Here is a 19,364-nt window from a genome sequence, read left to right on the forward strand (position 1 = left end):
GAATTACAATCCGGGCGTCAATCCCCCGCTGTCGTCGTGGCATCGTTGACTCGCAGGGCCTCTACCGTAAAGGTGTAGCCATGAGGTCTCAGAGAATCAGCATTGTGTCTGCAGTCATGACGGCGGCGGGGGCCGCTCTACTTCTGACGGCGTGCGGTCCCAGCCAACCGCAGTCGCAGCAAACAACCCCGGCGGCTTCCCCCTCCAGCGCCTCCTCATCGGCTGTTCCGAGCGAAACGTCCACTCCCAGCAGCAGTCCCCCGGCGCCGTCGACGCTCACGGCGGGGGGAACGCCGCTGTGCCAGGCCTCGAACCTCACGGCCAGCACCGATTCATCAGGCGGAGGGGCAGCCGGCAGCATCAATATGCAGCTGATGCTCACCAATTCGGGCTCATCCCCTTGCATGCTTCGGGGTTTTCCCGGCGTCTCGCTGACGGCGGACGCGGGTGGCGAGCCGATCGGGGCGCCGGCCACAAGGGACGAGTCCACGCCGGCAGCCGACGTCGTGCTGGCGCCGGGTGCAGCGGGAACGGCGCCTTTGCGCTATTCCCAGGCCGGAAATTTCCAGGACTGCACGCTCACGCCGGCAGCCGGCTACCGGATTTATCCTCCCGAAGACAAGGCCTCCCTTTTTATCCCACAGCCCACAGATGCGTGCAGCAATGCCGCGGTCACGTTGCTCAGTGTGGGAGCCTTCCGGGCCCAGTAGCACCCTCCCCTTACCGGTATTTGAGCTGGAGTTGGCCGGTTCATCAGGCGGTTGAATCGCCAGGGGAGGCGTCAGATATGGCGTCGGCGGAAGCGTCTACCGAAGCGTCTGCCGTTTTCGGCGGACTCACAGCATCGCGGGCAAAAGCCACGCCCAACCCGATCAAGCCCAGGCCGAATGCCACATGCAGCCAATTATCGGCGCTGCTGAACGGCACCACGTTGAGGGGGGAGTCATGGGGAATGATCAGCCCGAAAATCCACAACACCAGATAAGCCACTCCCGCGCCGATGAGGAAGGTACGGGCCTGCATGGCCAGCCGCGCCATAAACAATCCAACAACTCCTGTGGCAAGGTGCACCAGGTTGTGCAGCACTGAAACCTGGAAGACACCGAAGAGCAGCGCGCCGGAATGATGCCCCCAGAACGCCATCGTGTCAGTGCCGCTGGTGATCCCGGGAACGAACCCCAAGCCTCCCATCAGGACAAATAAGATACCAGCAGCCAGAGCGGATTTCTGAAGCGCAGTCCGCTTGCTTGTGCTCCGGCCGGAAACGTGGACTGCGTTCATGGTTGCGCTCCTGCTCCTTGGCGGCTGTTCCTTCACAGGTACATGGTAAGTATACTTATGAAATCTTCCGACGCCCCGCTGAAGGAAATCGGGGCACGAGCCGAGAGGCAGGCGTGAACCGATGACTTCACTGTGGCTGGACCGCCCGGACACTTTCAAAAGCGACGAGTTTCTGCCGGGAACTTCCTATGACACGGCAATTGCAGGCGCCGGACTGACCGGCCTCGTCACCGCGCTCCTTCTGGCCCGATCCGGGAAAAACGTTGTCGTCCTGGAGGCACGCACTCCGGGCGCGGTCACCACGGGAAATACGACGGCGAAAGTAACCCTCCTGCAAGGCACTGTGCTATCCCAGCTTCGGGGCCAATACTCCCAAAAGCTCGTCGATGCCTACGTAGAAGCCAACCGCGAAGGCCAGGCCTGGCTCCTGCGGTATTTGGACTCGAACAACGTGCCTTACCAGACCAGGGACGCCTACACCTATGCAGCAACCCTTGATGGGGTCGAGAAACTGCGCGAGGAATTCACAGTCGCTCTTGCTGCCGGCCTGGACGTGGACTACACCAAGGATCCCGGCCTTCCGTATCCCGTCAGGGGTGCAGTTGCTTTGGCCGATCAGGCACAGATTCACCCCATCGACGTGTTGGATACGTTGATCGCTGATGTCCGGAGGCACGGCGGAAAAATTGTCTCGGGCGTCCGGCTGACAGGGGCCCAGGGCACGGGGCCACTCGACATCGAAACCACCCGCGGAAAGATCCGGGCCGAGGAACTGGTTCTGGCCACGGGTACGCCGGTTCTGGACCGGGGGCTCTACTTCGCCAAACTCAAGCCGGGGCGCTCCTACGCAGCGGCCCTCCGGCTGCCCGGATCGATGACACCGCCCAACGGCATGTATATCTCCGTTGAGCAGCCCACACGCTCCTTGCGCGATTACCCTCTCGATGGCGAGCGGCTTCTCCTGGTCGGCGGAAACGGCCACGCTGGTGGCCGCATGCAGTCCGCCAAGGCGCACCTGGACGGACTCGTGGAGTGGGCCCAAGGCCACTATCCGGGAGCGGAAACAACGCATACCTGGTCTGCCCAGGACTATCAGCCAGTGAACCTGATGCCCTTCTTCGGCAAGATGCCCCGGGGCAGCGGCAGGATTTTCCTTGGCACAGGCTACAACAAATGGGGTATGACGAATGCTGTTGCGGCGGCCTTGGGAATATCGGCGGATATCCTTGGCGGCCAGATTCCCTGGGCCGACACCATCCACCACAGGGTTACTTCTCCCCCCGGTGCCGCATCAGCCGCGTCCCTTAATGCCGACGTCGCTGCGACTGTTTTCAAGGACTGGAGCAAAGTCGGGCTCAAACGGCTCGACGAAACCAGCCAGGTTCCAGCCGAAGGAATGGGAGTGGTGTCCCGGCAGGGCCGCAAGCCGATCGCGACCTCCACGGTGAGCGGCAGCGCGTGCAAGCTTTCTGCGGTGTGCACGCACCTGGGTGGCATTGTGCGCTGGAACGACGCCGAAAAATCTTGGGATTGCCCGCTGCACGGTTCACGTTTTACCAACGAGGGCGACGTGCTTGAAGGTCCAGCTACGCATCCTTTGGCAAAGCTTGATTGACCTGGCATTCCTGTCAGTGCCTTAAGGCATGATGGAGAAATGGAGGGTCAGGAAGCCGAGCAGGGGAATCGGGAGAACCAGGGGATCCATGGGAACAGGCGGGCCGGAACCATGGAACGGTTCAGCCAGTCCACCCGGGAGTGGTTCCTGGGTGCCTTTTCTACGCCCACTCCCGCTCAGGAGGGCGCCTGGAACGCCATTTCCTCAGGTTCCCACGCCTTGGTGGTGGCTCCCACAGGATCCGGGAAGACTCTCGCCGCGTTCCTCTGGGCCCTGGACCGGCTCCTTGCTGCTGACAGGGTCCTGACTGAGACTCCCCCGGAGGATGCTTCTGCGGTTGAAGCCGTTGCGCCCGGCGGGGAGGGCTCGCGGGGAAAAGGCAGAAGGATCAAGGCCCTGAAGCGGAAAACACGGGTCCTGTACATTTCCCCACTCAAGGCCCTTGGCGTCGACGTCGAACGCAACCTCCGTGCGCCCCTGATCGGCATCACACAGACAGCAAAAAAGCTGGGGCTGCCTGCCCCGCTGATCACGGTGGGGGTCCGCTCAGGAGACACCACGACGGCGGACCGGCGCGCATTGCTGACCAATCCTCCTGACATCCTGATCACCACGCCGGAATCGCTCTTCCTCATGCTGACGTCCCGGGCGCGGGAAACCCTGGCTGAGGTGGACACCATCATCGTCGACGAGGTCCACGCGGTGGCCGGAACCAAACGCGGAGCCCATCTTGCTGTCTCACTGGAACGCCTTGATGCACTTCTGCCCAAGCCCGCCCAGCGGATCGGGCTCTCTGCAACCGTGGAGCCCAGGGAGCTTGTGGCACAGTTCCTGGCAGGTTCGGCACCCTGCGAGATTGTGGCGCCTCCGTCGAAAAAGAACTGGGACCTCACCGTCTCCGTTCCGGTGGAGGACATGTCGGATCTGCCCGGGGCCGCAGGGGCCTTTGATTCAGGCCCGGCTTCCGGACTCCAGCCGCAGGCCTCCATCTGGCCGCACGTCGAGGAAAAGATCGTGGACCTGGTGCTGGCCAACCAGTCCACTATCGTGTTCGCCAACTCCCGGCGGCTGGCTGAACGGCTCACCGCCCGGCTTAACGAGATCCACGCTGAGCGCCAACTGTTAGCTGCCGGCGGAGGATGGGAGGGCGCGCCCACAATTTTCGATGCCCCGGCCCCGTCCTCTTCTTCATCCCCTTCCGCAGGCCCGGCCTCCCTTGCGGCGGGCGCGCCTAATTCCGCTGCTACCCCTACTTCCACCGCCACCCCGGCCCACATGATGGCCCAGGCCGGCAGCACCTCGGGTGCCGATCCTGTCCTGGCCAGGGCCCATCACGGGTCTGTATCCAAGGACCAGCGCGCCCTCATCGAAGACGACCTCAAGTCTGGACGGCTCCGCTGCGTAGTGGCTACGTCATCCCTGGAACTCGGCATCGATATGGGCGCCGTTGATCTGGTGGTGCAGGTGGAGTCTCCGCCCTCCGTGGCCAGCGGCCTCCAGCGTGTTGGCCGTGCCGGGCACCAGGTCGGTGAAATCTCCCAGGGCGTCCTGTTCCCGAAACACCGTGCCGATCTCGTCCACACAGCCATCACCGTTGAGCGGATGCTCGGGGGCAAGATCGAACGCCTTAGTGTGCCTGCCAACCCCCTGGATATCCTGGCCCAACAGACGGTTGCTGCCACTGCCCTCGGCAGCATCGACGTCGAGGAGTGGTTTTCGACCGTCCGTCGTTCCGCTCCCTTCTCGAGCCTGCCGCGGTCAGCTTTCGAGGCCACGCTGGATCTGCTGGCCGGCCGGTATCCTTCCGACGAGTTCGCTGAGCTCCGTCCGCGGATCATCTGGGACCGAAACGCCGGCACCATCGAGGGGCGCCCCGGCGCCCAGCGCCTGGCAGTGACGTCCGGCGGCACCATTCCGGACCGGGGGCTGTTTGGCGTCTACATCATCGGAACCGAAGTGGAGGGGACGGGCTCCTCCGGTTCCTCTGCCTCTTCCGCCCCAGGAAGCCCGGCGCCAGCGGGCTCAGCGGCCAAGGGCGGCCGCCGCGTGGGTGAGCTCGATGAGGAAATGGTCTATGAGTCCCGCGTTGGCGACATCTTCGCGCTCGGTGCCACCAGCTGGAAAATCGAGGACATCACGCACGACCGTGTCCTGGTTTCACCGGCTTTTGGCCAGCCCGGAAAGCTCCCCTTCTGGAAGGGCGACTCCCTGGGCCGCCCGGTTGATCTGGGCCGCGCGCTGGGCGCGTTCGTCCGTGAGCTCTCCGCGTCCGACGTCGGGCCTGCCACTGAGCGGTGCAAAGCCAGCGGGCTTGACGACTTCGCGGCCAACAATCTTCTGCAGTACCTCGCTGAGCAGCGGCAGGCCACCGAAGTGGTGCCCAGCGACACAACGCTGGTAGTGGAGCGGTTCCACGACGAACTGGGCGACTGGAGAGTCATTCTGCACAGTCCCTTCGGTATGCCCGTCCACGCCCCCTGGGCCCTGGCCGTCGGGCAGCGGCTCCAGCAACGCTACGGGCTGGACGGATCTGCCATGGCTGCTGACGACGGAATTGTGCTCCGGGTGCCCATGATGGAAGACGAGCCTCCGGGGGCCGAACTCTTCCTGTTCGATCCGGAGGAACTGGAACAGATCGTGACGGCCGAGGTAGGCGGCAGCGCCCTCTTTGCCTCGCGGTTCAGGGAATGCTCGGCTCGTGCCCTGCTGCTCCCCCGGCAGAATCCCGGAAAGAGACAGCCGCTCTGGCAGCAACGGCAAAGATCGGCCCAGCTGCTCGATGTCGCCCGGAAATACCCGTCGTTTCCGATCGTCCTGGAGACCGTCCGTGAGTGTCTCCAGGACGTCTATGACCTCCCGGCCCTCAAGGACATCGCAGCATCGGTTGAACGCCGCGAACTCAGGATCGTCGAGACCACTACCCAGCAGCCGTCACCGTTCGCCAAGTCCCTGCTTTTTGGGTACGTTGCCCAGTTCCTTTACGAGGGTGATTCCCCGCTCGCCGAACGCCGGGCAGCGGCGCTCGCGCTGGACTCCACGCTCCTCAACGAGCTCCTGGGCCGGGTGGAACTCCGGGAACTCCTGGACCCCAAGGTCATTGAGGCGACCGAGCGGGAACTCCAGCGCCTTGCATCTGATCGGCGGGTCCGGGGAATGGAGGGTGTGGCCGACCTGCTTCGGCTCCTCGGCCCTCTCACGCCTGAGGAAGTCTCCTTCCGCCTCGACTCAGCCGGCGCGCATGCCACACCAGCCGACGCAGCCGTGCACCTTGCCGCCCTGCAGCGCGCCAACCGGGCTCTCAAAGTCAACATCGGCGGCGGCGAACGCTTCGCGGCAGTGGAAGACGCCGCCAGATTGCGGGATGCTCTCGGCGTGCCACTCCCCATGGGTGTCCCCCTGGCCTTCATCGAACCCGTGGCCGACCCGTTGGGAGACCTTGTGTCCCGCTACGCCAGAACGCATGGGCCGTTCACCTCTGCCGAAGCGGCCAACCGGCTGGGACTTGGCGTCGCCGTCGTCAATTCCGCCCTAAAGCGTCTGGCGGCGGACGGGCGCGTGGTTGAAGGGGAGTTCCGTCCCCATGTTGCACCTGAGGAGAAGCCGGACGTTCCTCCCGAGGAAGCTTTTTCCGGGGCGGCCTCGGCACCCTCACCTCCGTTGGCTTCGCCTGCTTCGGTGTCCGCTGCGCTGGCCGGCACGAGTGAGTGGTGCGACGCCGAAGTCCTCCGCAAGCTCCGCCGCAGGTCCTTGGCTGCACTCCGCGCGGAAGTGGAGCCCGTCGATGGCACAGCCTACGGCAGGTTCCTTCCCGCCTGGCAGAATGTGCTGACGCCGGGTGGCAGGCGTGGCCAGTCCGTGCTGCGCGGTCTGGACGGGATCATCACTGCAGTTGATCAGCTGTCCGGTGTGCCTATCCCCGCCTCGGCCTGGGAGCCACTGGTTCTGGCAGGCCGCGTCGCCGATTACCAGCCGGCGATGCTTGACGAGCTCATGGCTGCCGGGGAAGTCCTCTGGTCCGGGGCAGGGGCGCTGCCCGGCAACGACGGCTGGGTGAGCCTCCATGTGGCAGATTCTGCGGAGCTGACACTGAATCCGAACCCTGACTACCAACCCGGCGACGCCCAGCTCCGCCTGCTCGAACACCTCCAGAACAACGGCGGCGGCTACTTCTTCCGTCAGCTGACGGACATCGCAGGCGGAATGGATTCGGTCTTAAGCGATTCCGATGTGGTCACCGCACTCTGGGATTTGGCTTGGGCGGGCCGGGTCACCGGTGATACCTTCGCTCCGGTGCGTGCTTTGATCGCCGGTGGCCATACCGCCCACAGGCAGGTAGCCCGGGCGCCACGTGCCCGCGCTCCGAGGATGAGCCGCCTGGGCCGGGCCCATGGAACCGGGCTGCTTGGATCTCCGGGGCTGACCGGCGGTAGGTATGGGTCGCTTGGCAATGCAGCGCCCACTCCCCCTCTGGCCGCCGGGCGCTGGTCGGCGCTGCCGGCACCGGAACTTGACCCCACCATTCATGCCCGGGCCAGCGCCGAGCTCCTGCTGGACAGGTACGGAGTGGTCACGCGCGGTTCGGTCATGGCCGAAAACATCTTGGGTGGCTTCGGACTGATGTATAAAGTCCTGGCGAGGCTGGAGGAGGCGGGACGTTGCCGGCGCGGCTACTTCATCGAGCACCTTGGGGCTGCCCAGTTCGCAGTCCCGGCCACAGTGGACCGGCTCCGCTCGTTCGCCGAGGACTCTCAACTGGCCAAAGCAGAACCCATTGCCTTGGCCCTTGCAGCCACCGATCCTGCCAATCCCTACGGCGCGGCTCTTCCGTGGCCGGTACTTAGTGTTGAAGCCGGCAGCGGCCACCGCCCGGGACGGAAGTCGGGAGCCCTGGTGGTGATGGTCGACGGCGCACTGGTGTTTTACGTGGAACGCGGCGGCAAGACCCTGCTCGCCTTCAGCGAGGACACCGCGATCCTGGCCTCTGCCGCAGCGGCGTTGGTGGGAGTGGTACGCCGCGGCGCCGTGGACAAGCTAGTGATGGAGAAGGTCAACGGCCACGACATTCCAGAGACCCCGGCCGCCGTTGCGCTGACCCAGGCCGGCGCCTACACCACCCCTAAGGGACTGAGGGTCCGTGCCTGAGGGGAGGATCCGTGCCCGAGGGTGATTCAGTGTGGCGGGCGGCTGCACAATTGCACTCCGCCTTGGCTGGCCAGCAACTCCTGTCCTCTGACTTCCGGGTGCCGCGCTTCGCTACGCTCAAGCTCGACGGGTGGACGGTCAGCGAGGTGGTGCCCCGTGGCAAACATTTACTCATGAGGCTTCAGGGTCCCGCGCAGGAACGGCTCACCATCCATTCCCACCTCAAGATGGAGGGCGCCTGGCAGGTGTACCCGCCAGGCGGCCGGTGGCGCAAACCGGGGTTCACGGCCAGATGCGTTCTGCGCACGGCTGCGGCAGACGCCGTCGGGTTCTCCCTGGGAATACTGGAGGTGGTCAAAACCGCGGACGAGGACTCTGTGGTGGGTCACCTGGGACCGGACCTCCTGGGCCCTGACTGGGACACTGACGAGGCCCAGCGCCGCATACTCACCCGCCCTGAGGTACCCATCGGAGTGGCGCTCCTTGACCAGCGGAACCTCGCCGGCATCGGGAACATTTACCGCTGTGAAGTCTGCTTCCTCTCGCGCATCCACCCGGCTGCGCCCGTCTCCGCAGTAGCCGACCTTCCCGCCCTCCTTGAGGACGGCAAGCAATTGCTGGAAGCCAACATCGGGTCTGCCCGCCGCACCACCGTGATGAGACCACAGGGAAAACCCGTAGGCCGCAGTGGAGGGCGTCCCGGCTACTGGGTGTACGGCCGGGAACACCGGCCCTGCCTGCGCTGCGGGGCGCCCATCCGGTACGGCGTCCTTGGGAACAGTGCCCAAGGAAGAAGCAGCGCCATCGAGGAACGGGACATCTACTTCTGCCCAGAGTGCCAGCCGGAGCCCCCAGCCTCCTGACCATGAGTACTGTGGCACTGCGGCACCGGGATCCTGCGGGACTCAGGCAGCCTGGACGGGCATCTGCTCCTCGTCGTCCACGGCATCCAGTGCCACCGCCGGAAATTCGGGAACCATGAACTTCGGCAGGAGAAGCTGCACCAGCGGCCCGATCGCCAATGCGTAAACTACCGTGCCCACGCCGATGGAACCGCCCAGCAACCACCCGGCCGCCAGCACCACAACTTCGATCCCCGTCCTTGACAGGCGAACTGACCAGCCGGTCCTGCGGGCCAGGCCTGTCATCAGCCCGTCCCTGGGCCCTGGGCCGAGGCGTGCACCGATGTAGCAGGCGGAGGCGATCCCATTCAGGAGCACCGCACCCACCAGCAGCGCGATCTGCCCGCCAAGGTGGGAGAACTCCGGGATCAGGAGTAATCCGACGTCGGCAAATACGCCCACCAGCACTGCATTGCTGAGCGTGCCGATCCCAGGCCGCTGCCGGAGCGGAATCCACAGGAGCAGTACAAGGAAGCTCACCACCACAACCACCATGCCGATGCTCCAGCCCACCTTGCCGGCAAGGCCTTGGTGGAAAACGTCCCAAGGGTCCAAGCCGAGGGCTGCCCGGATAAACATGGCCAGGGAGAATCCGTACAAGGCAAGGCCAATAAAAAGCTGAGTCAATCGTCGTGTCATCACTGAACCATGTTCTCCACAACTGGCCTTGTAATCCATAGCCAGTCTGCGATACTGGCCTTATGGCTGGCTCCTTGAATCCCAGTGCGCTGTCGCGTCTCCTCGGTGAGTGGAACCTTGGTGCCGCGCCCGCCTATCGCGAACTGGCCGACGTCGTCCGCCTCCTGATCCTGGACGGGAGGGTGCCGCTTGACGTGGCCCTTCCGAGTGAGCGGACCCTGGCATCCACTTTGGATATCAGCAGGACTACGGTCACCGCCGCTTATGGAAGCCTGCGGGACCAGGGATTCCTCAGCAGCCGGCAAGGCAGTCGCGGCCGCACATGTATCCCGCAACGCACACTTCCGGGGGAGAATCCGGTAGGGGCCGCCGGGGCCTTAACCGCCAGCCCTGGCCTGGCGGTACCTGAGGGGCTTCTTGACCTCGCTTACGCCTCGCTGCCGGCCAGTGGCGAGGTGGTCCACCGGGCGTTCGCGGCAGCAATCACTGAATTGCCTGCGCTGCTGCCGGGGTTTGGGTATGACACCCTGGGCGTGTCGGCTCTCCGCCAGGCCATAGCAGCCCACTACAGCAGGGCAGGTGTTCCCACTGATGAAGAGCAAATCCTGGTCACATCCGGAGCCCAGCACGCCCTGAACATTGTGTTGCGCACCTTGGCAGGCCGGCAGGACCGGGTACTCGTGGAGCAGCCCACGTACCCCAACGCCCTTGACGCTATTCGTGCCGCCGGCTGCCGCCCGGTTCCCGTTCCCTTGCCTTCTGCTGGCGGTTTGGGCTGGGACCTCGATGCCCTGAGTTCCACCATGATGCAGCTGCGCCCCAAGATGGCCTACGTCGTCGCTGATTTCCACAACCCCACCGGCAGGCTCATGCCGGATTCCCAACGACGCCAACTGGTGAAGGCGGCAGCAGCGTCCGGCACCGTTCTGGTGGTGGATGAAACGCTGCGGGAACTGAATCTCGATGGCGTGGTCACCACCCCCGTGGCCAGGTTCAGCTCTGCCGTCGTTTCCATCGGATCACTCAGCAAATCCCACTGGGCCGGTTTGCGTTCAGGATGGATCCGCGCAGACAGGACCTTGATCCAGAAGTTTGCCGCCGCAAGGAGCACCCTTGACCTCGGCGGCCCGGTGGTGGAGCAGCTGGCTTCGGCGCATCTGGTCCGCGCGCTGACTGAACCCTTGTTTGGCCGGCTCTCAGCTTTGCGGAACAACCGGTCGGTGCTGCTGGAACTCCTTCAGGAGCACCTCCCGCAGTGGCAGGTGGAGCGGCCGAGTGGCGGCCTCTCCGTCTGGTGCCGGCTGCCCACCCCAGCCAGCACAGCCCTGACAGTGATCGCTCCGGACTTCGGCATCAGGCTCGCTGCCGGGCCACGGTTCGGCGTTGGTGGAGCCTTCGAGCACTACCTGCGTGTCCCCTTTACCCTCCCGCCTGCACAGCTCGAAACCGCGGTCCATGCACTGCGTTCAGCCCAGGACCGGCTCAATGCCGCCCCGCAGCTCCGGCGAACCCTGAAGGAACCCAGGCAATCGGCCATCGCCTAGGGCCGGCCCCGGACGCGCAAACTGGCCGGGACACGGATATGCCTGCTGGACACGCAAACGGACCGAGGACACCCGAATCCGGGTGTCCTCGGTCCATATCCGCGTCGCCAAACCGTATGCGCGTCCTCGTGGCCGACGCAGCTAGACGTACACCCTCTGGAGGAAGCCGCCCCACGCCGCCGCAATCTTCTCTGAGCTCGTCTTCCCACTGAAATCATGGACTGTCATCCCCACCGCGGCGCCGAACGAGTTGCGGCCGAAGAACCGGTACATGGCCTCGGATGTGCGAAGCCCCAGGAAGTGCTCATTGGAGAAGTCCACTTCGCCGGAAAGGCGCCCGACGCCGTCGAGCTCCAACTCCACGGACTGCCCCTGAACGGCGTCCCCAACTCCGAGTGATTCCTTGAGCCGAATAAATCCCTGCGACTCCTGTGAAGAGGCGGGTGCCTGGATGTCAGCGAACGCGACGGGCTTCCCATTGAAATACTTCAGGTACTGGCCGAGGGTGTGGAGGTAGAACTCGGTGTGCTTGCTCGCGCCGTCGTACTGCTGGTCCCAGTCGTCCGTGAAGATGCCGCTGTGCACATAGTGAAGCTTGGCCCGTCCGCCCTCCACCGGTTCCAGAACGTGCTCCAACTGGTTGAACCAGCCGTCCGGACCGTCCATGCGGGTGACCAGGTGGCGGGGATAGTCGTCCACTGTCCTGACGGCCGGCCACTGGTCCGTCGGGAACATCCAGGCGGGCGTGTCCTTGGTGACGGCTTCCCAGACCTGCTCCGGCGTTCCGGGCAGCTCGGTATCGACGACGATCTCGAATTCACGGTTGTTGTCAGTCATTATCCTGCTCCTTGGCTGGGGTTGTGGATGGGTTTTTCGATGGTTTGAGTGTCGGGTGGAGGGCGACGACGAGCCTGTGCTTGCGTCCCCCGGACCCTTCGGTGCCGGACCCGCCGTCGTGATATTTATCTACGAGTTGTGTCACAGCAACGCCGAGCTCCTCCGCGAAAGCGGCGCGATCTGCCGCGGTCCGGAAGGTGATCTCGCCGTCGATGGCGAACGTGGCGAGTTTCTGCCTGGCTGCAGCAGCCCCGGCAATCAGCTTCCCCATCTCCTGGACTGTGCGGCCGGCGAGCGCCAGCAGCCAGAAGGCGGAGAACCGGTCCGAGAACCGGTGAGGATCGGGAGCTACCGATGCAAGCGCCACCGGCGAAATCAGGTACGACGCCGCCGTCGCCTGAAGCACGCGCTCCGTGACGTTGCCTTTGCGCCGCTCCTCCACAAGTTGCACCAGCCCGTGCCGCTCAAGCGCCTTGAGATGGTAGTTCACCTTCTGGCGCGGGAGGCCTACCTTGGCTGCCAGTTGCGTGGCCGAGCCCGGGTCCGCCAGCTCCTGGAGGATGCGGGTGCGGATGGGGTCCAGCGACGCTTCGGCGGCGGCCGGATCCTCGATCACTTCGATGTCCAACATGCTTAAAGTATGGTTACCGACAACTTTACTTGTCAAGAACTATTTTCCTGTCGGCGCCGAGTTCGCGGGAACCAGCCGAGGTCGCCGGAAGGTTCCGGCGGCTGGGACGGCTTCCGGCGAATTCGCCATCCCAGGGCCCAAGTAGAATGGACCCGTGATGCAATCCCCCCTCCCCGTACGCGACGGCGTGAATGCGACCCGCCTGCGCCTGCCGGTCGAGGGCCCGTGGACAACGGCAATGGATTACATGATGCACCGTTGGGGGCACATTGATCCGCAGGGAATTGAGGACCGGTTCGACGCCGGGGAGATTGTGGGAGAAGGCGGAATCCCCCTTAACCGGACCACAAAACTCGAGGACCACACCTTCATCTGGTACTACAGGACGTTGCCGCCGGAAACGCGCATCCCCGTGGAACTGAACATCCTGCATCACGACGAGCACCTCCTCGTAGTGGACAAGCCGCATTTCCTCCCCACAACTCCTGGCGGCACCTACATCCAGGAATCGGCCCTCGTGCGGCTCCGCAACCAGCTCAACCTCCCCGACCTGATTCCCATGCACCGCCTGGACAGGATGACGGCCGGTCTTCTGCTCCTCTCTACCAATCCTGAGACCCGCGGAAAGTACCAAGTGCTGTTCGAGAAGCGCCAGCTGCAGAAGGAGTACGAGTGCGTGGCCGCAGCTGAGCCCGCCGCCGGGTACGCCGCCGTCGAGTACCCGGTCGTGGTGCGAAACCGCATGACCAAGTCCCGCAGCTACCTGCTGGCTGAAGTCATCGAGGGTGAACCGAATGCGGAAACCCGCATTGAAAGGATCACAACGTACGACGACGGCGGCCGGCATCGCGCGCTCTACCGCCTGGAACCGCATTCAGGCAAGACCCACCAGCTCCGGGTGCACATGGCCTCGCTGGGGCTCGGCATCCTTAACGACGCCTTCTACCCTGACCTGTTGGACAAAGCCCCGGACGATTACAACAGGCCCTTGCAGTTGTTGGCACGCGGCGTGCGGTTCGTGGACCCCATCACCAAGGAACCCGTGGAGTACCGCAGCAGGCTGCAACTCAGCCATGCTCCCGCTGTTGCCTAGCGTTCCGCCGACGTCGGTCCTCAGCTGTGCCCCGATGTCCCTCGCACACATCCCCCGCACACCCCTGAGCTAGCCAAAAACGCGCCGGAACGAATCCGCCGTCGAGGCGCTGAAGAGCACGAACTCAACGAGCTCAAGTGAGCTTGCAGGCGTCTCCCCGGCGAAATTATCCAAGGCTGCCGACGCGGCTTTCGCAACCTCCCCCGCATCCCAGCCGTAAACTCCCGCACTGATGGCGGGAAAGGCGATGGATTGAGCGCCCAGCGAATCCGCGGCGCGAAGGCTTTCCCGGAAACACGATCTCAGCAGTGCCGGATCCGTCTCGCCCACGTGCCGATTAGGGCCAACCGTGTGGATAACCCAGCGCGATGGGAGGCGGAATCCGGGGGTGACCACCGCTCCGCCCACTGGCAGCCCTCCAGGCAGCAGAGTTACCCGGATCTCACGGCATGCCTCCAATAAATCGGGACCGGCCGCACGGTGAATGGCGCCGTCGACTCCTCCTCCCCCGAGCAATGACGAGTTGGCTGCGTTGACTATGGCCTCCACGGGGCGGGTGGTGATGTCGCCTTCAAGGATCTCGATGCGCATGGCTTAAGTCTGGCACTTACGTCCAACGGAAGGCAGGCAGGCCCTGCCGGAGAGCCGCGAGCAGGCATAGAATTGCCTTCGAGGTGGCGGTCCTACGCCGCTTGGGTCTCATGAGGTGAAAGGACCCATCATGGACCTCCCAAGGGAAATTCCCGGTGATCGGATGGCGGCCAAATATGCCTCCGCTGCCGCAGGACTTGGCGTCGTCGGCGTTACGACTCTCGGGCTGATGTTCGCCATAGAAGTGCCCAAGAACGGCCCTTTCATTTTTGGCACAATGAATGATTTCACCGGTGGCCTCTTCAACCTTGTGGTCATTCCCGTCATTCTTCAAGTGCATCGCCGCCTGGACCCCTCGCTTTGGACGCAGATCGGTAAGTGGACCGTTGTGACTGCATGCGTGGCGGGCTCAGCCAGCTCCTTCCTGCTGGTTTTCGACCAGCTGGATTTCGCCACCTCAACAAGTATCTCCGTGACGGCGATTATGATTCAGGGTGCGTGGTTCTTCCTTGCCCATCGGAGGCTGCTCAGGATGAATGGGTATCCAAGCAGCCTGGCCAAGCTCGGAGTGTTCATCGGCGGAGCGATGCTGGCTGCCCTCCCGTTGTCGGCTGTCGCCTTCACGGAAGCTGCACCTGAGTGGTTGCGTTGGACTGTCGGCAGTGCAGGGATCGCCTTGGGGGCAGCCGCATGGGTTGCCTGGCCCTACTGGTATTTCCGGGCCGGCAAGCACCTGAGCCATAGCGGTGCAAAAGCTCAACTGCCCACTGCCATCCAGGAAGCGTGACGCCCGAACTCCGGACGGCACGGAACCAACCCGCGGCAAGTACGGTATTTTGTGGCCATGGACATCGGCAATGCGGACAGCTGGGGAGCCGCGATCTATTTCTGGCTCATTCCCATGGTCTTGGCCGATGCGGTATTCCCCCTCGTCCCGTCCGAGATGGTGGTGATCACCGGCGGAGCACTCTCGGCCGACGGGCGCGCCAACGTTTTCCTGGTGGGACTGGTAGCCGCCTTCTCCTCCTGGATGGGCGATGTTGTGGTCTTTCAGCTCTTCAAACGCCGGCTCAGTCATGTGCTGGACAGATGGTCGTGGGGGCGGAAGGTCCACCAGGGCATGCATGACGCCATTGCGAAGGCCGGGCGTTCCTCCACCTACGGCGCCATCATCGGCGTCAGGTTTATCCCGGGGGGCCGGCTGGCGACGTCGGCAGCCGCCGGGATTGCCGACGTCACCACGCGCTCCTTCAATCTTTGCGCCGGAATCGGCGCCGTCCTTTGGGCCGTCTGGCTCGTGGGCCTCGGCTATTTCACGGGCACCGCCACTGGTTTACCGTTTTGGGCGAGTTCACTGATCGGCGTCGCGGTTGGCCTGGTCATCGGCGCGATTGTAGGCATGATCGCCACCCGCCGCCGAGGCAGCCGCTCCCCCGTCGAGGAACCTGAAGCAGATCCCAGCCCGTCCTGACTGGCATAACCTAAATCGGCGCCCAGCGTCCTCGGTTCCGGCGAAGCACCTGCAGGGAGCCCGTCATCGCGACCCGTTCGACGGCGTCGCGCATCATCGACGCCGACAATCTCGCCTGACTGTTCTCACCGTTGTACTCCGTCGCGTCCACGAGAAAGCGGAGGTTCAGCTGCGGCACGCCACCAGCAATGTTCAGCTGGTTGGATTCGACGTGATGGTGCGTCTCCAGGGCTTCAACTGCCGCCGCCATCACCGCTTCCGGTGGGTTACCAGGCCGCAGCCCCGTGATCTTGAGTCTGGTCTGGAACGACGGCATAAACCCCACCCTAACGCTCCCTCACCTTTCGCCCCCAAAACCCCAACCCTCCCTCACCTTTCGCCCCCAAAACCCCAACCCTCCCTCACCTTTCGCCCCCAAAACCCCAACCCTCCCTCACCTTTCGCCCCCAAAACCCCAACCCTCCCTCACCTTTCGTGAGGTCGGTGGAATTGGGTGCAGGATGTGAGCGAGGGTCACCCAAAACCCGCGAAACATGAGCGAGCGTCACCCAAAAACCCGCGAAACATGAGCGAGCGTTGCTGAGAAACCTGCGAAAGGTGAGGGAGCGTCGGGGCAGGAGGAGCAGGAGGAGGGGCAGGAGGTGGAGGCAAGGGGCCTAGCCGGTGTTGCGGAGCCCTGCCGCCACACCGTTGACCGTGATGAGCATTGCCCGCTGGAGGCGCTCGTCGATCTCGGCGCCGGAAATGCCCTCTGTGGCCTCGGCCCGGATGCGGCGCAGCAGCTCCACCTGAAGGTAGCTGATGGGGTCAAGGTACTGGTCGCGGATTTCCAGGGACCGCTTCAACGTGGGCTGGGCGTCGAGCAGGACGTTTTCGCCGGTGAGGTTCTGGATCTCGGTGACCGTGAGCTCGTACTCCGCCCGGATGGTGCGGAACAGGTGGTGCAGGTCTTCAGGGACCAGGGAGGAAACGTAGTAGCCGGCGATGTCCAGATCGGTCTTGGCCAGCGTCATTTCCACGTTGGACAGGACCGAGCGGAAGAAGTGCCAGCGGTCCATCATTTCAACCAACTCGTCTGCATGGCCGGCTTCCCGCGCGGCTTTCAGCCCGGAGCCGACTCCGAACCAGCCCGGCACGATCTGCCGTGACTGGGTCCAGCCGAACACCCACGGAATGGCACGCAGGCCACCCAGCCCGGCACCGGAATCCGGGCGCTTGGACGGGCGGGAGCCGATATTCAGCGAGCCCAGCTGCTCCACCGGCGTGGATGCCAGGAAGTAGGCCGGCAGGTCAGGATCATCAATAAGCGTCCGGTACTGGTCAAATGCGGCGTCGGAAATGATCTCCATAACGTGGCCGTAGCGAACACGCTCATCATCGGACGTACGAGGGCTGCGGTGCAGAGCTGAGCCTTGCATCACCGCGGCCAGGGAAAGTTCGAGGTTCTCCCGTGCCAGTTCTGGCAGTGAGTACTTGTCCGAGATGACCTCGCCCTGCTCGGTGAACTTGATTTCGCCTTCCAGCACCCCGTTGGGCTGGGCCATGATGGCATCGTAAGTAGGCCCGCCGCCACGACCAACGGAACCTCCGCGGCCGTGGAAAAGACGCACGCGGACACCGTGCTTGGCGGCAACATCACGCAGCTTCCGCTGGGTCTTGTGGATCTCCCACTGGCTGGTCATCACGCCGGATTCCTTGTTGGAGTCCGAGTATCCCAGCATGATTTCCTGGATATCCCCGCGCAGCCGGACCAGTTCCCGGTACGACGCGTTGGAGAGCAGTTGGTCCACGATTTCGGCCGAGGCCCGGAGCTCTTCAACTGTTTCCAGAAGTGGCGCGAACCCTATCCTGGCGTACGGCGCCTCACCGAAGAGGCTAACGAGGCCGGCTTCGCGCGCAAGCACAGCCGCAGCCAGCACGTCATCGGCTCCACGGGTCATGGAAATGATGTACGTCTCGATGACATCCGGGCCGTAAGTGCGCAGGGCGCGGCGGATCTCACGGAAGACGTCGTACGTGCCGTCGGCGGCGCCGTCGAGCTTAATGGGGTGACCGGACAGCGGACGGCGGGAGGCAAGTTCAGCGCCCAGCACGTCGAAACGCTCGGGGCGGCTCAGTTCGGCGTACCGGATCCCCGGTCCCCCGAGGCGGTCCATCAGCTGACCGACGGCGTCATGGTGGTGATCGGCATGTTCGCGGATATCCAGGGTGGCGAGGTGGAGTCCGAAGGACGAGATGGCTCGGCGGACCCTCGCGAGCGCACCATCCGCGGCAAGGGATGCGGAGTGGTGCCGCAGCGAGTTTTCCAGCAGCTCGAAGTCTTCGATGAGCTCGGCTGTGGAGATGTAGTCCCTGCCGTGCTCGTGTGCTGAACCGGCCCCCACCCGCTTGACCGTGTTCAGCAGCTTCGCCTTGATGCACGTCAGCTTGAGCCGGTACGGTTCCTGCGCGTTGAGTTCCAGGACGCGCCGGTCCAGCCCGGGCAGCTTGGCGAGATCCGCCTCGATCGAGTCGAGAAGTTCCTGGTCGGCACCGGCGAGTGCTGTGGAGTTTGACAGGATGGAAATCAGCTCGTCGATCATGGTGATGCTGATCCGGACGGCGTGCTGGTTCTGGAGTTGGAGGATCTCCCGCGTCACGGAGGCCGTCACGTTGGGGTTGCCGTCGCGGTCACCGCCGATCCAGGAACCGAAACGGATGGGCGCGTTCTGAGCCGGCAGCGTCACGCCCTGTTCGGCCAGGAGCTCGGAAAGATCGGTGAGCATTTCCGGCATCGCGTCGGTGAGGATGCTGTTGAGGTAGTAGATGGCGTTCCGGGCCTCGTCGACAGGAGTGGGACGGACCTGGCGGAGCTCGTCGGTCTGCCACATCTGGTCGATAACTTCGGAGAGCTGCCGGTCCTGCCGACGGCGGGCGGACGTTCCTTCCTCCGTGGATTCGGCCAGGATGTCCGACAACCTCCGGATCTTATCCAGCACTGACCGACGGGATGCCTCGGTGGGGTGGGCCGTGAAAATGGGGCGGACGTCGAGCTCATTCACCACGGTCTGCAGGACGGCGGGACCTGCCTGGGTAGCGATGTCGGCCACGGCCTTGGCCAGCCAGCCATCCTTCTCCTGCCGAGTGCGGAGACCGCGGACCCGGTGGACCTGCTCAGCCGCGTTGGCGAGGTGGAAGTAAAAAGCGAAGGCGCGCACCAGATCTGTTGCCTGCTCAAGCGGCAAGGAGCCGAGCAGCTCGCGGACCTGGGCGACGACGTCGTGCGCGCTCCACGGGCCTGTTGCCTGGGCGCCGCCGCGGGCCGCTTCCTTCGATTCCTTTGTCAGGAGCCGGACCTGCTCAACAAGGTCCAGCAGCTCAGGGCCATGCTGGCGGACCAGGGATTCGCCCAGGAGGGTGGACACGCGCCGGACGTCCGCGCGCAGTTCGGAAGCCAGGTCGGTGCTGGCGAAATCGGTGCTGGAATTCAAGGCAGTGTCAGCCATGGAAGCTATCTTTCGGAGGTTCGGAAAGGGTTCGGACTTGGCTCGTACACTGCGCTGGATACTGTGAGCCGGGTTACTTGTTCCTAGGGGATGTTACCCGCAGCACCCTTAGTGATGGGAATTTGTCTCAGAA

15 protein-coding genes are annotated in these 19,364 nt (G+C 64.1%); 8 read left to right on the plus strand and 7 right to left on the minus strand.

Translation table 11 applies throughout. The features are described 5' to 3' along the window. Window positions 1-80 precede the first annotated feature (80 nt). Window positions 81-710 (plus strand): DUF4232 domain-containing protein, encoded by a 630-nt coding sequence (locus tag M1E05_RS17950; RefSeq protein WP_461163772.1) that lies wholly within the window; start codon window positions 81-83, stop codon window positions 708-710. A gap of 43 nt (window positions 711-753) precedes the next feature. Here M1E05_RS17950 and M1E05_RS17955 read toward each other — a convergent pair whose 3' ends face one another. After that, window positions 754-1,281 (minus strand): DUF4383 domain-containing protein, encoded by a 528-nt coding sequence (locus M1E05_RS17955; RefSeq protein ID WP_461163773.1) that lies wholly within the window; start codon window positions 1,279-1,281, stop codon window positions 754-756. 121 nt (window positions 1,282-1,402) lie between these two features. Here M1E05_RS17955 and M1E05_RS17960 point away from each other — a divergent pair, with 121 nt between their 5' ends. The 3 genes from M1E05_RS17960 (at window position 1,403) to M1E05_RS17970 (ending at window position 8,901) form a co-directional block, all read left to right on the plus strand. Further along, window positions 1,403-2,896 (plus strand): FAD-dependent oxidoreductase, encoded by a 1,494-nt coding sequence (locus M1E05_RS17960; protein ID WP_461163774.1) that lies wholly within the window; start codon window positions 1,403-1,405, stop codon window positions 2,894-2,896. A gap of 111 nt (window positions 2,897-3,007) precedes the next feature. Then, complete coding sequence (locus M1E05_RS17965) at window positions 3,008-8,038, plus strand: DNA glycosylase AlkZ-like family protein (RefSeq protein ID WP_461165282.1); 5,031 nt, start codon at window positions 3,008-3,010, stop codon at window positions 8,036-8,038. An 11-nt stretch (window positions 8,039-8,049) separates the two neighbouring features. Next, entirely contained in the window at window positions 8,050-8,901 is an 852-nt protein-coding gene (locus tag M1E05_RS17970; protein ID WP_461163775.1) for an Fpg/Nei family DNA glycosylase, read from the plus strand. A 42-nt stretch (window positions 8,902-8,943) separates the two neighbouring features. On the opposite strand, the gene yczE is transcribed toward M1E05_RS17970, so the two are convergent. Further along, window positions 8,944-9,582, minus strand: a complete 639-nt coding sequence (gene yczE, locus M1E05_RS17975) for a membrane protein YczE (RefSeq protein WP_461163776.1) — start codon at window positions 9,580-9,582, stop codon at window positions 8,944-8,946. A 59-nt stretch (window positions 9,583-9,641) separates the two neighbouring features. Between yczE and yczR the strand changes: the two genes are divergently transcribed. Then, window positions 9,642-11,123, plus strand: a complete 1,482-nt coding sequence (yczR, locus tag M1E05_RS17980; RefSeq protein WP_461163777.1) for a MocR-like transcription factor YczR — start codon at window positions 9,642-9,644, stop codon at window positions 11,121-11,123. Window positions 11,124-11,264: 141 nt separating this feature from the next. On the opposite strand, the gene M1E05_RS17985 is transcribed toward yczR, so the two are convergent. Then, window positions 11,265-11,960 carry an SRPBCC family protein gene (locus tag M1E05_RS17985; RefSeq protein WP_461163778.1) on the minus strand — a complete coding sequence of 232 codons (696 nt, stop codon included), beginning with the start codon at window positions 11,958-11,960 and terminating at the stop codon, window positions 11,265-11,267. Further along, a complete protein-coding gene (locus M1E05_RS17990; protein WP_461163779.1) occupies window positions 11,953-12,591 on the minus strand; it encodes a helix-turn-helix domain-containing protein in 639 nt (212 codons plus the stop codon). The genes M1E05_RS17985 and M1E05_RS17990 overlap by 8 nt, the downstream gene beginning before the upstream one ends. A gap of 157 nt (window positions 12,592-12,748) precedes the next feature. Here M1E05_RS17990 and M1E05_RS17995 point away from each other — a divergent pair, with 157 nt between their 5' ends. Beyond that, window positions 12,749-13,684 (plus strand): pseudouridine synthase, encoded by a 936-nt coding sequence (locus tag M1E05_RS17995; RefSeq protein ID WP_458114413.1) that lies wholly within the window; start codon window positions 12,749-12,751, stop codon window positions 13,682-13,684. Between the two features lie 69 nt (window positions 13,685-13,753). Here M1E05_RS17995 and M1E05_RS18000 read toward each other — a convergent pair whose 3' ends face one another. Then, window positions 13,754-14,275, minus strand: a complete 522-nt coding sequence (locus M1E05_RS18000) for an O-acetyl-ADP-ribose deacetylase (protein ID WP_461163780.1) — start codon at window positions 14,273-14,275, stop codon at window positions 13,754-13,756. A gap of 130 nt (window positions 14,276-14,405) precedes the next feature. On the opposite strand from M1E05_RS18000, the gene M1E05_RS18005 reads away from it, so the two are divergent. Together M1E05_RS18005 and M1E05_RS18010 are read left to right on the plus strand one after the other, a co-directional pair. Then, the gene (locus tag M1E05_RS18005) at window positions 14,406-15,062 is read left to right on the plus strand and encodes a hypothetical protein (RefSeq protein ID WP_461163781.1); all 657 of its coding nucleotides are present in this window, start codon (window positions 14,406-14,408) and stop codon (window positions 15,060-15,062) included. A gap of 57 nt (window positions 15,063-15,119) precedes the next feature. After that, a complete protein-coding gene (locus M1E05_RS18010) occupies window positions 15,120-15,746 on the plus strand; it encodes a DedA family protein (RefSeq protein WP_461163782.1) in 627 nt (208 codons plus the stop codon). A gap of 10 nt (window positions 15,747-15,756) precedes the next feature. Here M1E05_RS18010 and M1E05_RS18015 read toward each other — a convergent pair whose 3' ends face one another. Further along, complete coding sequence (locus M1E05_RS18015) at window positions 15,757-16,062, minus strand: hypothetical protein (protein ID WP_458113210.1); 306 nt, start codon at window positions 16,060-16,062, stop codon at window positions 15,757-15,759. Between the two features lie 340 nt (window positions 16,063-16,402). Continuing rightward, window positions 16,403-19,231: a phosphoenolpyruvate carboxylase gene (ppc, locus tag M1E05_RS18020; protein ID WP_458113209.1), complete on the minus strand. Its 2,829-nt coding sequence runs from the start codon at window positions 19,229-19,231 to the stop codon at window positions 16,403-16,405. Between the last annotated feature and the right edge of the window lie 133 nt (window positions 19,232-19,364).

Source organism: Arthrobacter sp. R4-81, from assembly GCF_054792365.1.

Bases quoted from the DNA above. Each gene is read 5' to 3' on its own strand.
- M1E05_RS17950 (WP_461163772.1), top strand. From the start codon at position 81: ATGAGGTCTCAGAGAATCAGCATTGTGTCTGCAGTCATGACGGCGGCG.
- M1E05_RS17955 (WP_461163773.1), bottom strand. From the start codon at position 1,281: ATGAACGCAGTCCACGTTTCCGGCCGGAGCACAAGCAAGCGGACTGCG.
- M1E05_RS17960 (WP_461163774.1), top strand. From the start codon at position 1,403: ATGACTTCACTGTGGCTGGACCGCCCGGACACTTTCAAAAGCGACGAG.
- M1E05_RS17965 (WP_461165282.1), top strand. From the start codon at position 3,008: ATGGAACGGTTCAGCCAGTCCACCCGGGAGTGGTTCCTGGGTGCCTTT.
- yczR (WP_461163777.1), top strand. From the start codon at position 9,642: ATGGCTGGCTCCTTGAATCCCAGTGCGCTGTCGCGTCTCCTCGGTGAG.
- M1E05_RS17985 (WP_461163778.1), bottom strand. From the start codon at position 11,960: ATGACTGACAACAACCGTGAATTCGAGATCGTCGTCGATACCGAGCTG.
- M1E05_RS17990 (WP_461163779.1), bottom strand. From the start codon at position 12,591: ATGTTGGACATCGAAGTGATCGAGGATCCGGCCGCCGCCGAAGCGTCG.
- M1E05_RS17995 (WP_458114413.1), top strand. From the start codon at position 12,749: ATGCAATCCCCCCTCCCCGTACGCGACGGCGTGAATGCGACCCGCCTG.
- M1E05_RS18000 (WP_461163780.1), bottom strand. From the start codon at position 14,275: ATGCGCATCGAGATCCTTGAAGGCGACATCACCACCCGCCCCGTGGAG.
- M1E05_RS18005 (WP_461163781.1), top strand. From the start codon at position 14,406: ATGGACCTCCCAAGGGAAATTCCCGGTGATCGGATGGCGGCCAAATAT.
- M1E05_RS18010 (WP_461163782.1), top strand. From the start codon at position 15,120: ATGGACATCGGCAATGCGGACAGCTGGGGAGCCGCGATCTATTTCTGG.
- M1E05_RS18015 (WP_458113210.1), bottom strand. From the start codon at position 16,062: ATGCCGTCGTTCCAGACCAGACTCAAGATCACGGGGCTGCGGCCTGGT.
- ppc (WP_458113209.1), bottom strand. From the start codon at position 19,231: ATGGCTGACACTGCCTTGAATTCCAGCACCGATTTCGCCAGCACCGAC.